The organism is Streptomyces sp. NPDC048523 (assembly GCF_043199815.1).
In the GTDB taxonomy this organism is placed as follows: Bacteria; Actinomycetota; Actinomycetes; order Streptomycetales; family Streptomycetaceae; genus Streptomyces.
The window spans coordinates 307,216-322,725 of the sequence record NZ_JBICWQ010000003.1; the positions used below are offsets into that span (position 1 = coordinate 307,216).

13 protein-coding genes are annotated in these 15,510 nt (G+C 70.7%); 12 read left to right on the top strand and 1 reads right to left on the bottom strand.

Annotated elements, in window-relative coordinates; translation table 11 throughout:
• The first annotated feature begins 47 nt into the window (after positions 1-47).
• From ACGFWE_RS17275 to ACGFWE_RS17295, 5 genes are all read left to right on the top strand, one after another.
• Positions 48-1,094, top strand: coding sequence for an LCP family protein (locus ACGFWE_RS17275; RefSeq protein ID WP_393600357.1), 1,047 nt, complete (start codon positions 48-50; stop codon positions 1,092-1,094).
• A 138-nt stretch (positions 1,095-1,232) separates the two neighbouring features.
• Positions 1,233-2,591: an FG-GAP and VCBS repeat-containing protein gene (locus ACGFWE_RS17280; RefSeq protein WP_393600358.1), complete on the top strand. Its 1,359-nt coding sequence runs from the start codon at positions 1,233-1,235 to the stop codon at positions 2,589-2,591.
• Between the two features lie 137 nt (positions 2,592-2,728).
• On the top strand, positions 2,729-3,085 hold the full coding sequence (locus ACGFWE_RS17285) for a YciI family protein (protein ID WP_037719081.1): 357 nt from the start codon (positions 2,729-2,731) through the stop codon (positions 3,083-3,085).
• A 47-nt stretch (positions 3,086-3,132) separates the two neighbouring features.
• Positions 3,133-4,410: an RNA polymerase sigma factor gene (locus tag ACGFWE_RS17290; RefSeq protein ID WP_393600359.1), complete on the top strand. Its 1,278-nt coding sequence runs from the start codon at positions 3,133-3,135 to the stop codon at positions 4,408-4,410.
• A gap of 114 nt (positions 4,411-4,524) precedes the next feature.
• The gene (locus ACGFWE_RS17295) at positions 4,525-6,567 is read left to right on the top strand and encodes a cell wall-binding repeat-containing protein (RefSeq protein WP_393600360.1); all 2,043 of its coding nucleotides are present in this window, start codon (positions 4,525-4,527) and stop codon (positions 6,565-6,567) included.
• On the opposite strand, the gene ACGFWE_RS17300 is transcribed toward ACGFWE_RS17295, so the two are convergent.
• On the bottom strand, positions 6,545-7,738 hold the full coding sequence (locus ACGFWE_RS17300) for a methyltransferase domain-containing protein (RefSeq protein WP_393600361.1): 1,194 nt from the start codon (positions 7,736-7,738) through the stop codon (positions 6,545-6,547). The two genes, ACGFWE_RS17295 and ACGFWE_RS17300, sit on opposite strands and share 23 nt — an antisense overlap.
• Positions 7,739-7,829: 91 nt before the next feature.
• Here ACGFWE_RS17300 and ACGFWE_RS17305 point away from each other — a divergent pair, with 91 nt between their 5' ends.
• From ACGFWE_RS17305 to ACGFWE_RS17335, 7 genes are all read left to right on the top strand, one after another.
• Positions 7,830-8,777, top strand: coding sequence for a polysaccharide deacetylase family protein (locus ACGFWE_RS17305; RefSeq protein ID WP_393600362.1), 948 nt, complete (start codon positions 7,830-7,832; stop codon positions 8,775-8,777).
• Positions 8,774-9,550 carry a polysaccharide deacetylase family protein gene (locus ACGFWE_RS17310; RefSeq protein ID WP_393600363.1) on the top strand — a complete coding sequence of 259 codons (777 nt, stop codon included), beginning with the start codon at positions 8,774-8,776 and terminating at the stop codon, positions 9,548-9,550. The genes ACGFWE_RS17305 and ACGFWE_RS17310 overlap by 4 nt, the downstream gene beginning before the upstream one ends.
• 315 nt (positions 9,551-9,865) lie before the next feature.
• On the top strand, positions 9,866-10,174 hold the full coding sequence (groES, locus tag ACGFWE_RS17315; RefSeq protein ID WP_019066754.1) for a co-chaperone GroES: 309 nt from the start codon (positions 9,866-9,868) through the stop codon (positions 10,172-10,174).
• Positions 10,175-10,285: 111 nt separating this feature from the next.
• Entirely contained in the window at positions 10,286-11,911 is a 1,626-nt protein-coding gene (gene groL, locus ACGFWE_RS17320; protein ID WP_393600364.1) for a chaperonin GroEL, read from the top strand.
• A 209-nt stretch (positions 11,912-12,120) separates the two neighbouring features.
• A complete protein-coding gene (locus tag ACGFWE_RS17325; protein ID WP_393600365.1) occupies positions 12,121-12,603 on the top strand; it encodes a hypothetical protein in 483 nt (160 codons plus the stop codon).
• A gap of 77 nt (positions 12,604-12,680) precedes the next feature.
• The gene (locus tag ACGFWE_RS17330; protein WP_393600366.1) at positions 12,681-13,997 is read left to right on the top strand and encodes a KGGVGR-motif variant AAA ATPase; all 1,317 of its coding nucleotides are present in this window, start codon (positions 12,681-12,683) and stop codon (positions 13,995-13,997) included.
• Positions 13,994-15,475 (top strand): hypothetical protein, encoded by a 1,482-nt coding sequence (locus ACGFWE_RS17335; protein ID WP_393600367.1) that lies wholly within the window; start codon positions 13,994-13,996, stop codon positions 15,473-15,475. The genes ACGFWE_RS17330 and ACGFWE_RS17335 overlap by 4 nt, the downstream gene beginning before the upstream one ends.
• The last annotated feature ends 35 nt before the right edge of the window (positions 15,476-15,510 follow it).

The following is a 15,510-nucleotide window of genomic DNA, read 5'->3' on the forward strand; positions in this document are numbered from 1 at the left end:
TCCGAAGAAAGCCGCCCGGGAGGCGTTCCTCGTAATAATTCGGACTTATGTTCCTCTCTGTGATCGGAGACGACGAGGACAGACGAGTGGGCCGGCGGCCGAGAGCACTGAAGGCCGTCGGCCTCACCCTCGCGGGTGCGCTGGTCCTGGGCTGCGCGGCGGCGGGCTGGGCGTACTGGCACCTCAACAGCAACATCAAGAGCGTCGACATCAACAGCGCGCTCGGCGACGACCGCCCGGCCAAGGCGACCCCGGCCCCCGCGGTCTCGCAGGAGGCCCCGCTGCCCACCGAGGCGCTGAACATCCTGGTCCTGGGCTCCGACTCGCGCAGCGGAAAGGAGAACCAGGCGCTCGGCGGCGGCAGCAGCACCGGCGCCCGGTCCGACACCGCGATGGTCGTGCACATCGACGCGGGCCGCACCACGGCCACCGTCGTCAGCATCCCGCGCGACACCCTCGTCACCCGCCCGTCCTGCCCCCTGGGGAGCGGAGGCTCCACGGCGGTCTCGTATCGCGCCATGTTCAACAGCGCCTATTCCGTGGGCGGTCCGGTGTGCGCGGTCAAGACCGTCGAGTCGATCACGGACGTCCGCATGGACCACTACATCGAGATCGACTTCTCGGGCTTCGCGAAGCTGGTGAACGCGCTCGGCGGGGTCACGGTCACCACGGACGAGGACATCGACGACAACGACAGCCACCTGCATCTGAAGGCGGGCACCCACCACCTCGACGGCAAGCAGGCCCTCGCCCTGGCCCGCACCCGGCACGGCATAGGCGACGGCAGCGACCTGGGCCGCATAGGCCTCCAGCAGAAGCTGGTGACGGCCCTGCTGGAGCAGATCTCCGCCACGAACCTGCTGACCAGCCCCACCAAGCTGTACTCCGTCGCCGACGCCGTCACCGGCAGCCTCACCACCGACACCGGCCTCGACTCCCTGACCGAGCTGATGAGCCTCGGCGAGAGCCTGAAGGGCCTGGCGGCCGGTGACGTGAAGACGGTGACCATGCCGGTCGTGACCGCGCCCTCGAACCCGAACCGGGTGGTGGCGAAGGAACCCGCGGCGCGCGAGCTGTGGGAGTCGCTGCGCTGAGCCCTTGCTGACGTGTTCACCGAAAAATGAACGCCTGCTGCAACCAGTGAGCGTCCAGGGGAGTCTGTTGCGGTGACCACATTGCAGTAACCAGGGGGAACACCGATGTCCAACTCGCGTTCGTACACAGCTTGGTCCGTGCCACTGATCGCTGGCGTGCTCGCGCTCGGCGGGATACCCGCCCTGGCGGGCACCGCCGCGGCGGCCGAATCGAAGGCCGTCCAGAACGACTTCAACGGCGACGGCTACAAGGACCTCGCCGTCGGCGCCCCGATCGCCACGGTCGGCGGCAAGCAGGGGGCGGGCTACGTCACCGTCATGTACGGCGGCCCGCACGGCCTGACCAAGGACAGCCGCACCATCATCAGCCGTTCCACCAGCGGGATCCCGGGCGATCCCGCCGCGGGCGAGAACTTCGGCTACCAGCTGTCCACCGGGGACCTGGACGGCGACGGACGCACCGACCTGATCATCGGGCAGGCCTCCTCGACCCGGGACGCGGTCGTCGTCTGGGGCACCAAGGAGGGCCTGTCCGGCGGGGTGTCCGTACCCGCGGCGACCACCCAGGCGGGCGACTTCGACGGTGACAGCTGGCCGGACCTGGTCCTGTTCCGCGGCGGCCGTGCCCCGGGCGACGACCCGCTCGGCACCGAGGCCACCGTCTGGCGCGGCCCGATCTCCCGGACCGGGAAGCCGACCGCCACGCAGGACTTCGGCTCGCCCAAGGTGGAGCCCTTCGACGTGATGAACGCGGCCGCCGGGGACGTCAACGGCGACGGCCGTGACGACCTCGCGCTGACCGTCTACACCGGCGACGGCGGCATCGGCTCCCAGCTCTACCTGTCCAACGCCTCGGGAGGCGCCTTCACCTATGTCGCCGGCCCCGAGGGCAGCGGTCAGGTGGCCTTCGGCGACGTCAACGGCGACGGTTTCGACGACGTCGTCCGGGGCGTCCCGAACCAGTCCACGGTCACCGTGGCCCTCGGCTCGGCCTCCGGGCCGAAGCCGGCGTCGACCTGGAAGTCGTACAGCCAGGACACCGAGGGGGTCCCCGGCGCCACGGAGGAGGAGGACCGCTTCGGCGACGCGGTTTCCGCCCGTGACGTCAACGGCGACGGCTACGCCGACGTGGCCGTGGGCGCGCCCGGCGAGGCGCTCGGCGACAAGGGCGGGGCGGGCATGGTCAACGTCCTCTACGGCAGCCGCGACGGCCTGACCGGCTCGGGCGCCCAGGGCTACACCCAGGACACCGACGGCGTCCCCGGTGCCGCGGAGTCGAGCGACAACTTCGGCGGCTCGGTCAGCCTCCTCGACATCAACGGCAACGGCTACGCGGACCTCGCTGTGGCGGCCCCCCGCGAGAACACCGGTGACGGCGCGGTCTGGTCGCTGCGGGGGCGTCCGACCGGCATCGTGACGGACGCGGCGTTCACCTTCGGTCCGGTGACGATCGGGGCGCCGTCCGCCAAGGCGTGGTTCGGCGGGGTGCTGTCGTAGCAGGTCAGGACCCTGGTTCGGGGCCCTGGAAAAAATCTCCGAAGAAATCCGCGGGGTCTGTCGATCCCGGCCTCTCCCGATCGACGCACTGGTGAGAGGCCGGGAAGGGCCGGCCTCGTAGCGACCGAGGAGTCACCATGCCGCGTTACCTGTCGATGGTTCAGATCGACGAGAAGACCGCCCCCGCCGAGGGCCCCAGCGACGCCCTGATGCAGCGCATGGGCGAGCTGATCGAGGAGATGACGAAGGCCGGGGTGCTGCTCGACACCGCCGGGCTCACGCCGACCGCGCAGGGGGCCCGGGTGCGCTGGGAGAAGGGGCAGCTGTCGGTGACCGACGGGCCCTTCACCGAGGCGAAGGAGGTCGTCGGGGGGTACGCGATCGTCCAGGCCAAGGACATGGCCGAGGCGATCGAGTGGACCAAGCGCTTCCTGAAGGTGCACGAGGAGCACTGGACGGTCACCTGCGAGGTGCGGGAGATCGCGGAGGGCTGAGCCCTCTTCCTTGGCCGCGGGGACGTACGGGTGTCGAATGGGGGGTTGTGACCTCACAGCCCCCCACCACCGACGCCCGCTCCTCCGTGGAGACCGTCGTGGAGACCGTCTTCCGCATGGAGTCGCCGCGCATCATCGCCGGCGTCACCCGGGTCGTCCGGGACGTCGGCATCGCCGAGGAACTCGCGCAGGACGCGCTGGTCGCGGCGCTGGAGCAGTGGCCGCGCGACGGCGTCCCCGACAACCCGGGCGCCTGGCTCACGGCCATCGCGCGCAGACGGGCCGTGGACCTGGTCCGCCGCCGGGAGAACTACGCCCGCAAGCTGGCCGAGATCGGCCGGGACCTGCCGGAGACCGCCCCGCCGCAGGAGCCCGCCGACCCCGAGGACATCGACGACGACCTGCTCAGGCTCGTCTTCACCACCTGCCACCCGGTGCTGTCCGCCGAGGCCCGTACCGCCCTCACCCTGCGGCTGCTCGGCGGTCTGACCACCCCGGAGATCGCCCGCGCCTTCCTCGTCCCGGAGGCGACGGTCGCCCAGCGCATCGTGCGCGCCAAACGGACCCTCGCCACGAAGAACATCGCCTTCGAGGTGCCCTACGGCCCCGACCGCGAGGCCCGTCTCGGCTCGGTCCTCGACGTCATCTACCTGATCTTCAACGAGGGGTACGCGGCCACCGCGGGCGACGACTGGCTGCGCCCCTCCCTGTGCGAGGACGCCCTGCGCCTGGCCCGCCTGCTGTCCGCCCTCATGCCCAAGGAACCCGAAGTGCACGGCCTGGCGGCCCTGTTGGAGTTCCAGGCCTCCCGTACGGCCGCCCGGACCGGACCGCGCGGCGAGCCGGTCCTGCTCAGGGACCAGAACCGCAGCCGCTGGAACCGCATGCTCATCGCCCGCGGCATCAAGGCCCTGAGCCGCGCCGACGCGACGGCCACCGGCGCCCCGGGCCCCTACGTCCTGCAGGCCGCCATCGCCGCCTGCCACGCGCACGCGTACTCCTACGACGAGACCGACTGGCCGGCCATCGCCACCCTCTACGCCCTGCTCGCCGCCCGCACCCTCTCCCCGGTCGTCGAACTCAACCGCGCGGTCGCCGTCTCGATGGCCGAGGGCCCGGGCCCGGCCCTGGAGATCGTCGACGCGCTCACCGACGAACCCGCCCTGCTCGACTACCACCTGCTGCCGAGCGTGCGCGGCGATCTCCTCGCCCGCCTCGGACGGACGGCCGAGGCGCGGGCCGAGTTCGCACGGGCGGCCACGCTGACCCGCAACGAACGGGAGCGTGAACTGCTGCTGGACCGGGCGCGGGAGTGCGGTCAGTGATCCGTTTTCGAACAGTTGCACATCAGTAAATTTGTTCCCCTGATGTCCCGTTGGCGTCCTACAGTGACTCAGTCTCTGTGTGGAGACCGTGAAAACCCTGTAGAGGATGACAACTTGAGACTGTTCACGCGCCGCCGTGCCGCGGCGCTCGCGACCGCGGCGGCGCTCGCCGCGGTGGGCACCCTGGCCGCCGCGCCCGGCGCCGCCGCCGACGACGCGGGCCCCTGGCCGGGCACCGAGGGCCGGATCCTCACCGACGGCCCGGTGCTCGTCGACACCGCCACCGGCAAGCAGACCGCGGTGCCCAACACCTACGGCGGCTACGCCGCCTGGGCCCCGGACGGCAGCCGTCTGGTCACCTCCGCGAGCCAGATCAGCAGCATCCGCCCCAGCGGCGGCTCGAAGTTCACCCTGCCCTGGGCGGAGGGCGTGCGCTCCAGCGCCCAGTACCAGGACCTGACCTTCTGGTGGGGCGGCCGTTACGTCGTCTTCTCCACCGGCGGCCAGCTCGCCTACGGCCCCTCCGACGCCTCCTGGGCGCCCCGCCCGCTGCTGTCGTCGGCCCTGGAGCCGGACACCGTCTGCGACACCGACCCGACGGTGAGCCCGTCCGGCAAGGTCGCCTTCGAACGCCGTATCAACTACGGCTGCTACGACAACGCCGGCGTGTACGTCTACGACCCGACCGCCAAGACGGTCAAGCGGGTCCTCGGCAACGCCGGGCAGCCCGCCTACTCGCCCGACGGCACCAAGCTGGCCTTCGTCCGCAAGGACACCGACGGCAAGCAGCAGATCTTCACGGCCAACGCCGACGGCACCGGCGTCAAGCAGCTCACCACCGGGCCCGGCTACGTCGCCAACCCGTCCTGGTCGCCCACCGGCACCCGGATCGTCTTCGACGCGCACACCACGGGCGACAGCACCGACGTGCAGACCACCGAGTACGCCGACGTCGCCACCGGTGAGCGCACGGCAGTCCCGGGCACCCCGCAGGGCGGCAACCCCAGCTGGCAGCCGCTGCGCAAGAACACCACCGCCCGGATCTGGGGCTCCGGCAGCACCCCGACCGTCGTCGCGGCCTCCCGCTGGACCTGGAACAAGGTCGGCACCAGCGCGCCGGGCCTGATGGACGCCAAGGCGGCCGTGCTGACCAACCAGGACAGCACCGCGTACGCGCTGACCGCGCCCGCGCTGGCCGGCAAGAAGCAGGGGCCGGTCCTCGCGACCCCGAAGGGCGGTCTTTCGGCGGCGGTGAAGGCCGAGCTGAAGCGGGTGCTGAAGCGGGGCGCCAACGTCTATCTCGTCGGCAACACCTCGGTCCTGAGCAGCTCCGTCACCTCCCAGGTCAAGGCCCTCGGCTTCACGCCCAAGCGGCTGACCGGCGCGGACCGCTTCGCGACCTCGGTCGCCGTGGCCAAGACGATCACCACCAGCCCGAAGTACGTGTTCCTGGCCTCCGGCACCGACGCCTACGCGTCCCTCCCGGCCGCCGCCGCGGCCGGCGCCGACGGCACGAGCAGCGCGGGCGGCCTCGTCCTGACCAACGGCAAGAAGCTGTCCTCGTCGGTGAAGTCGTACCTCAACGGCCTCAACCCGGCGAAGACCATGGTCATCCCGGTGGGTGCGGACGCCAGGTACGCGCTGACCCACACGGACTTCTCCCGGTGGCCCTCCACGTACTCGTACTACCCGATCTCGGGGAAGACCAGGGCCGCCCTCTCGGTGGCCGTCGCCAGGTTCTGGTGGAGCACGCCGAGCAACGTGGCCCTCGCCTACTCGAGTTCCTGGCGTGACGGGCTGTCGGCGGCCGGGGCGATGAACGTCTTCGGGCCGGTCCTGTGGACCTCCCGTGCCTCCCTCTCGCCCGAGCTGACGAGCTATCTGCTGCGCGAGTCCGCGAGCACCAACGCGGTGATCGCCTTCGGCGGTACCGGCAACCTCTCGGCGAGCACCCTCGGTTCGGCGGGCGCCTCGGTCGCCGCGAACGGCGCCCAGGTCGTCTACACGCCGTTCCGCAACGGCGACGAGCCGGCGAGCAGCCGCACGAGCGCCCTGCGCACCGGCGGCGACGAGACCCGGAACGCCACCGCGGCGCGCACCGGCCCGGTCGGCGCCGACCCGCACCTGGAGTCGCTCAGGACGGTCCAGCACCAGTAAGAGCCCTCGCGGGGGCGCCGATCAGCATGGTCGGCGCCCCCGCGACCCGGGTCAGGAACACGGTCACGGAGTGCGGCCCCTGCGGCTTCGGCAGCGCCTTGCGCCGCAACTCCTCCGGCTCGACGGCCGACCCCCGCTTCTTCACGGTGAGGATCCCGACCTGCCGTTCCCGCAGCAGCGCCTTCAACTTCTTCACGTTGAAGGGGAGTTGGTCGGTGATCTCGTAGGCGGTGGCGTACGGGGTCGGGTGCAGTGCGTCGGCGGTGACGTAGGCGATGGTCTCGTCGATCAGCCCGCCGTCCAGGTCCTCGGCCACCTCGGCGACCAGATGGGACCGGACGACGGCTCCGTCGGGCTCGTACAAGTACCGCCCCACGGACCGGACCTCGGGGTCGGGGAGACCCCGCCCCAGCAGCGTCCGCGGTCCCGGCAGCAGCGTCGCCCGGACGGCGCCCGGCGCGGTGCCGAACCACAGCACCGCCTCCTTCACGTCCCCGCCGTCGGAGATCCACTCCGCCTCGGCCTCCGACGGAACCGCCTCGTGCGGGATGCCCGGCGCGACCTTCAGCGCGGCGTGCGGGGCCTTGAGAGCTGCCCGCACGGCCCAGGACAGCGGCGGCGAGTAGGCCTCCGGATCGAAGATGCGGCCCCGCCCGCCGCGCCGCGCGGGATCCACGAACACGGCGTCGTACGCGGCCGTGTCGACCTCCGTGACATCCGCCTCCCGTACGTCGATCAGGCCGGCGAGTCCCAGCGCGTCCGCGTTCGCCCGCGCGGCCGCCGCCGTCAGCGGGTCCCGGTCCACCGCGAGGACCCGGATCCCGGCCCGGGCCAGCGCGATCGCGTCACCGCCGATCCCGCAGCACAGGTCCGCGACGGAGGTGACACCCAGGGCCTGCAGCCGCTCGGCCCGGTACGCCGCCACGCTCGCCCGCGTCGACTGCTCGACCCCGTTGGGCGTGAAGAACATCCGCTCCGCGTCCTCGGCCCCGAACTTCACCGCCGCCCGCTGCCGCAACCGGGCCTGGCCGAGCGCCGCGGAGACCAGCTCGGCGGGGTGCTCGCGGCGCAGCCGGGTGGCGACGGCGAGTTCGTCGGCGGGGGCGGTGCCGCGCACGTCGTCGAGGAGGGCACGGCCCTCGGGGGTGAGGAGGGGGGCGAGGTCGGTCACCGGGTCATTGTGGGCCAGTCGGTGGACGGTCCGCTTCCGGGCGGCGGTGTCGGCCCGGGCGCTCCGCCCTGACCTGCGAGGATCCGGCGCCATGGGAACAGTAGGACAAAACGATAAAAGTGGTGCGTTGGGGGTGTCGATCCGCGGCGGACTCGTCCTCCTGGCCGTGGCCGCCCTGGTCTCCGGCTGCGCCCGCCCGGCCGGGACGGACGCACGGCCGCAGCGGCCCCTCAAGGCACCTCCGGCCCCCGCGGCCGCCCCCGCCGCCGACCTCCAGGCCGACAAGACCGTCATCCGGGCCGCCAGGCTCCGCGCCGAGCAGAGACGGATCGCCACCGCCAGGCGCTGGGGGCTGAAGCAGGTCCCGCTGACGGCGCCGCCCGCGCCCGTGACCAAGCCCCGCATCACCACCCGCGAGGGCTTCGAGGTCGAGGGCCACGAGGAGAAGGGGCTGCCCCCGGTCTTCACCACCATCCCCACCGAAGAGAAGATCGTCTTCCTCACCATCGACGACGGCGCCGAGAAGGACCCCGCGTTCCTGCGGATGATGAGCGAGCTGGAGATCCCCTACACCGCCTTCCTCAGCGACTACCTGGTCAAGGACGACTACGGCTACTTCGCGAAGATGCGGGACGCGGGGGTCGTGCTGAACAACCACACCCTCCACCACCCCTACCTGCCCGCGCTGTCGTACGCCCGCCAGAAGCGCGAGATCTGCGGCATGCAGGACGTCGTCGAGAAGCACTACGGCACGCGGCCCGCGCTCTTCCGCCCGCCGTACGGCAACTACAACGAGGACACCCTGCGCGCGGCCGGGTCCTGCGGCATCAGGTACGCGCCGATCTGGAACGAGGAGGTCTTCGTCGACCACTGGGAGTACCGCGAGGAGGACCAGCGGATCCACCCCGGCGACATCGTGCTCAGCCACTTCCGGGGCCGGGAGGACTGGAAGGGCACGATGACCGACATGGTCCGCCGCTTCCTGGACAAGGTCACGGCCGAGGGGTACGCCGTCGCACGCCTCGAGGACTACCTGTGAGACCGCGGACCCTGGTCGCCGCCGCACTGGCGGCCGTACTCCTCGCCGGCTGCGCCCAGTCCGTCGACCCCATCGAACGGCTGGGCAAGAAGGCGGCCCAGCGGGTGGGGTCGTACGGGCCGGCAAGGGCGGACGGGCGGCCGTACCGCCACTGGGGTCTCGCGGCCCCGCTGCCGTCGCCCCCGCGGGTGCCGGCGCGCGCGGTGGCGGGCCCGGGCCGGGTGCCACCGGTGGTGAAGCGGGTGCCGACGTCCGACAAGGTCGTCTTCCTCACCTACGACGACGGCGCGGAGAAGGACCCGCGCTTCGTCGACCTGGTCCGTGAACTGCGGCTGCCCGTCAGCATGTTCCTCACGGACAGCGTCGTCGGCCCCGGCTACGGCCACTTCGCGCGCCTCAGGTCGGTCGGCGCGAGCATCCAGAACCACACCCTGGACCACCCGGCCCTGCGCGGGCTGCCGTACACCGGCCAGCGCGCCGAGATCTGCGGCCAGCAGGAGAAGGTGCGCTCCCGCTTCGGGATCCGGCCACGACTGTTCCGGCCGCCCTACGGCACGTACGACCGCACGACCCTGCGCGCGGCGGCCGACTGCGGGCTCTCGGCGGTGGTGCTGTGGAGCGTGTCGGCGGAGGGCGGCGTGCCGGAGCGGCCGCTGCGGGCGGGCGACATCGTCTCGGTTCCGTCGGGAGCGGCGACGGGCCCGACCCTGAGACTGCTGCGGGAGATCCAGCGCCGAGGGCTGACAGTGGGTCGGCTGGAGGACTACCTGTAGGCATTTCAGCCCGTCTGGGGGTGCCCCCTCTGGGGGAGTTTGAGGACGAGGCCCTTGGGCCGTAGCGGGGGCCTGGGGGCGGCAGCCCCCAGAGCGGCAACCCCCATTCACCCGCACCCGAATTCCGCTCAGCCGCGCCGCGAATTGGCACTCCGCTTGACCGAGTGCTAATCACGGTCATAGTCTCGGGTCTGGCACTCCCCCCTGGAGAGTGCCAACACAGCGACGGGCAGGTCCGGCACCCGCGACGACGGATCCACCTGGTCGCCACCTCAGACAGTCAACCCCGTGATCTCCGAAGGGGGAGGTCGGATCGTGACGACCACCAGCTCCAAGGTTGCCATCAAGCCGCTCGAGGACCGCATTGTGGTCCAGCCGCTCGACGCCGAGCAGACCACCGCCTCTGGCCTGGTCATCCCGGACACCGCCAAGGAGAAGCCCCAGGAGGGCGTCGTCCTGGCCGTGGGCCCGGGCCGCTTCGAGAACGGCGAGCGCCTGCCGCTCGACGTCAAGACCGGCGACATCGTGCTGTACAGCAAGTACGGCGGCACCGAGGTGAAGTACAGCGGCGAGGAGTACCTCGTCCTCTCGGCCCGCGACGTGCTCGCGATCATCGAGAAGTAATTCACCGAAGCATTTCTTTGAGCTGCGCCCCTGGCCCCCCGACCACTGACAAGCCGGGCGCCCGGGGCGCAGTCTCTTTTCCCCTAGATTTCCGAGAGGGCTCACGCTCCCATGGCGAAGATCCTGAAGTTCGACGAGGACGCCCGTCGCGCCCTCGAGCGCGGCGTCAACAAGCTTGCCGACACGGTCAAGGTGACGATCGGCCCCAAGGGCCGCAACGTCGTCATCGACAAGAAGTTCGGCGCTCCCACCATCACCAACGACGGTGTCACGATCGCCCGTGAGGTCGAGATCGAGGACCCGTACGAGAACCTCGGTGCCCAGCTGGTGAAGGAGGTGGCGACCAAGACCAACGACATCGCGGGTGACGGCACCACCACCGCCACCGTGCTCGCCCAGGCGCTGGTCCGCGAGGGCCTGAAGAACGTCGCCGCGGGTGCCTCCCCGGCCGCCCTGAAGAAGGGCATCGATGCCGCGGTGAAGGCCGTGTCCGAGGAGCTCCTCGCGACCGCCCGCCCGATCGACGAGAAGTCCGACATCGCCGCCGTCGCCGGTCTGTCCGCCCAGGACAGCCAGGTCGGCGAGCTCATCGCCGAGGCGATGGACAAGGTCGGCAAGGACGGTGTCATCACCGTCGAGGAGTCCAACACCTTCGGTCTGGAGCTGGACTTCACCGAGGGCATGGCCTTCGACAAGGGCTACCTGTCGCCGTACATGGTCTCCGACCAGGAGCGTATGGAGGCCGTCCTCGACGACCCGTACATCCTGATCAACCAGGGCAAGATCTCCTCGATCCAGGACCTGCTTCCGCTTCTCGAGAAGGTCATCCAGGCGGGCGCCTCCAAGCCGCTGCTGATCATCGCCGAGGACGTCGAGGGCGAGGCCCTGTCGACCCTGGTCGTCAACAAGATCCGCGGCACCTTCAACGCGGTCGCCGTCAAGGCCCCCGGCTTCGGTGACCGCCGCAAGGCGATGCTGCAGGACATGGCGACCCTGACCGGCGCCGAGGTCATCTCCGAGGAGGTCGGCCTCAAGCTCGACCAGGTCGGCCTCGAGGTGCTGGGCTCCGCCCGCCGCGTCACCGTCACCAAGGACGACACCACGATCGTCGACGGCGCCGGTGACTCCGCCGCCGTCCAGGGCCGCGTCGCCCAGATCAAGGCCGAGATCGAGAACACCGACTCCGACTGGGACCGCGAGAAGCTCCAGGAGCGCCTCGCGAAGCTGGCCGGCGGCGTGTGCGTGATCAAGGTCGGCGCCGCCACCGAGGTGGAGCTGAAGGAGAAGAAGCACCGTCTGGAGGACGCCATCTCCGCGACCCGCGCCGCGGTCGAGGAGGGCATCGTCTCCGGTGGTGGCTCCGCTCTGGTCCACGCCGCCAAGGTGCTCGAAGGCGGTCTGGGCAAGACCGGCGACGAGGCCACCGGTGTCGCCGTCGTCCGCAAGGCCGTCGTCGAGCCGCTGCGCTGGATCGCCGAGAACGCCGGCCTCGAGGGCTACGTCATCACCGCCAAGGTCGCCGAGCTCGACAAGGGCCAGGGCTTCAACGCCGCGACCGGCGAGTACGGCGACCTGGTCAAGGCCGGCGTCATCGACCCGGTCAAGGTCACCCGCTCCGCCCTGGAGAACGCCGCCTCCATCGCCTCCCTCCTCCTGACGACCGAGACCCTGGTCGTCGAGAAGAAGGAAGAGGAGGAGCCGGCCGCCGGTGGTCACAGCCACGGCCACTCCCACTGAGCTCAGTAGCTCGTAGAGGGCCCGGCACCCGAGGGGTGCCGGGCCTTCGTGCTGCCGTGTCCATCGTCAGCAGTCAGGTCGCATACCGTCAGTCCTCGGGACGCACCAGGAAGCGGACGGGCTCCGCGAGTGCCGCCCCACGGCGGCGGTGTGCGGGGTTTGTCGTGGCCGGAGTCCCGGCGACCGCTTCGCGCCCTAAAATTCGTTCCGTGTCGGCGAATTCAGAAGAGCACCACTACGCGCACGCGGCCCTTCGGCACTTCGAGGACGCCGTCTTCCTCCACGACAACACACGGTTGCCCAACGCCGACCATCACTTCGGTTTCGCCGTCGAGTGCGCTCTCAAGAGTCTGCTGCTCCGCTTCACCGTGGCGACGATGGACCCGAAGAAGCCCGGAGGACCGCGGTCCAAGTCCCCCTATGTCAAGGATCCGGCGACCGGCAAGGTCGCTCAGTCCTACAGCCACCTTCCTTGGGTCGCCACCGACGTGGCCCTCCTGACCCACGGCAGGTCGGCGACCCACTTATCCGCAGCGCTTGGAGGGCTGGCCGCCTTCGACACGTGGTCGGTCGACGACCGGTACCTCGACGGCAGCGATGTCGCCGAGGAGGACGTGCGTCAACGGCGTACCGTGGCCCGGACCATACTCGGTCTGCACGAGCAGGCACTGATCACCGGAAGGCTGTCGTGACCCTCGCCCCTGAACCGGTCGACCGACCGGTCCGCTTCGCTGAGGCACGACCCCGTGCCCTGACGCTGGCCCACGAGATGGCAGCCGTTGGGGTGGACGTGCTGGCCGTACGGGACGTTCTCGGCCGCTTCACGCTCATCGTCGACGACCGCACGCAGCCGCTCCCGGCCGCCCTGGAGGACCTGGAGGCCGCTTACGGCCCCCGTCTCGCCCGGGAGTTGGGCCGTTACACCGCAGACCGCCCCCTGATGCGCGCATCAGGTCTCTTCTCGGCCGACGGCCTGCTGAACTCCGAACGGGCCGTCAGGGACCCGGACCGGCCCACCGGGCGGGTCCGGATCCTCGACAACACGGTGGTCGGTGAGGACTGGGCGCAGGTATCCACCCCCGCCCCCGAGGCGGATGGCTCCCGCACCCACCGCACCGCGCTCTACGGCTTCAAGGGCGGGGTGGGACGCAGCACGGCGACCGCCGTCCTGGCCCGCCATCTGGCCGACCAGGGGCACATCGTGCTCGTCGTCGACCTGGACCTGGAGTCCCCGGGCGTGGGCCCGCTGGTCGCGGAGGGTACGGACCTGCCCGCCCACGGCATCATCGACCAGCTCGTAGAGTCGGCCGTGGACAACGCCGAAGAACTGGACCACGTGATCCGCACGGGTTACACGCCCCGCGGCGGCCGGGGCGAACTGTGGGTGGCGCCCGCCCGTGGCCGGGGAACGCCGGGCACCTCGTACGCCTATGTGGACAAGCTCAACCGGGTGTACGCGGACATCCCCGGCGCCGACTTCGCCGAGCGGCTGGAACAGGCCGTACGCGCCTGTGAGGACGCGGTGGCCCGGGATGGCGAGAGCGGCCGGCGCCCCGACGTCGTCCTCCTCGACAGCCGGGCCGGTATCCACGACATCGCTGCCGTCACCATCTCCCGCCTGTGCGACCTGGCCCTCCTGTTCGGCACAGACAACGTCCAGACCTGGGAGGGCTACGGGGATCTCTTCGAGGCCTGGCTCTCCTCCGGACAGGCACCTGCGATCCGGGAGAAGCTGCGCATGGTGGCGTCGATGGTCCCGGACTCCCCGCTGCGACCGCAGGGCGCCTACCTGGAGTCGTTCCGCGAGCACGCCTGGGAGTGCTTCGCGCTGCTCTACGACGATGATGTCGTCGATCCCGAGACCAACGAACTGGACCCCGACACCTTCTCCCCGTTCCTGGAGGACGACGCGGCTCCCCACCACCCGATCCCGATCCTGTTCGAGCCGGGACTGGTCGGCCTGGACGCGGTCGCCGCGCCCGGCTGGCAGGACCGTGCCTTCGTCCAGGCGGCGTACCGGGACTTCCTGCCCACCGCTACGCTCCTGATCACCGCAGATCCGCAGAGCAGCGAAGGACCGCGATGAGCATCGCCGCACTGGGCGTCCAGGAGTACCGCGACCTTCTGACGGCAGCCCTGCCCGAGGCGCACGACGCCGACACCGCCGAGCCGAACATCCAGAGCCTGTTCACCCCGGACACTCACCGGGCAGCCCTCTACGTCGACAGCACGGTGGTACGTGGCGGCCGGGGCGTAGGCAAGACTTTCTGGTACCGCTCACTGCTCGACGAGACCCTGCGTGAGATTGCCGCACAGGAGTACGGCATCGAGCGCCTGCGCAGCGTGAGCGTGTTCCGTGGATACGGCGCCGCCCTGGAGCCCGACCTCTATCCGGGGCCGGGCAACCTGCGCCAGCTGGTGGAGGAGGGAGTCCGCCCCTACGACCTCTGGTTCGCCGTACTGCTGACCGCCTTCGGCCAGCCGGAGCTGCGGGAGCTCCCCGAATGGCGGGACAAAGCCGCCTGGGTGCGTAGCAACCCCGGCGCGGCCGAGCGCACGGTGCAGCAGGCCGACAAGGAGGCCCAGGCGAATCGCATCACGCACCTGGTCCTCTTCGACGCCCTGGAGCATCTGCACCGGGTCCGCGCGCAGGCCGACCGGCTCGTGGGCGGCATCCTGGAACTGGCGCTCGCCATGCGCCTGGGTACCCGCAACATCCGCTTCAAGGTGTTCATCCGCCCTGACATGTACGACGGCGCCCTGCTGCACTTCCCCGACGCCTCCAAGCTGACGTCGAACGCGGCGGCCCTGACCTGGTCCCGCGCCAACCTCTACGGACTGCTCTTCCACACCCTGGGCAACACCGACGGCGACCTCGCTACCCGCTTCCGGCAGCTCACGGGCGGCTGGCAGCCCGAGGCGGACGGCCGGCGCCATGTTCCGCCCGCGCTGCTCAGCGGAGACGAGCAGTTCCAGCAAGACCAGTTCACCCTGTTCGCCGGCCCCTACATGGGGTCCAACTTCCGCAAGGGGCACACCTTCACCTGGCTCCCCAACCATCTGATGGACGGGGTCGAGCAGGTCAGCCCGCGCAGCTTCTTGAGCGCACTGCAGAAGGCTCTGGCCGAGACCCGTGGCCAGTACGCAGGCCACGAGTTCGCCCTCCACCACGAGGGGATCCGACGCGGGGTGCAGACGGCGTCGGAGACTCGGGTGGCTGAGGTCGGCGAGGACATGCCGTGGGTTCGACTGGCGATCGAGCCGCTGGCGGGCCATCAGGTGCCGATAGACCAGGACAAGGTCGAGGCCCTGTGGGAGGACTCCCGCCTCGTGGACGCCCTGCGCAAGGAGGCGGCCGAGCGGTATGTGCCCGGCGACCCTCAGGAGGACACTCTGGTGCGCACTGGTCCGCGCTATCCGGATGATCCGGCTCAGCTGATCGAAGAGCTGATCTCCCTGGGCGTGATGCGCCGCCGTCGCGACGGCCGCATCGACCTGCCGGACGTGTACCGCATCGCCTTCGGCGTGGGCCGTAAGGGCGGGGTGCCGAGGGTAGCCGGCTGATCCCGCGGATTCTGTTGATCTCGGGGTCACGTGGC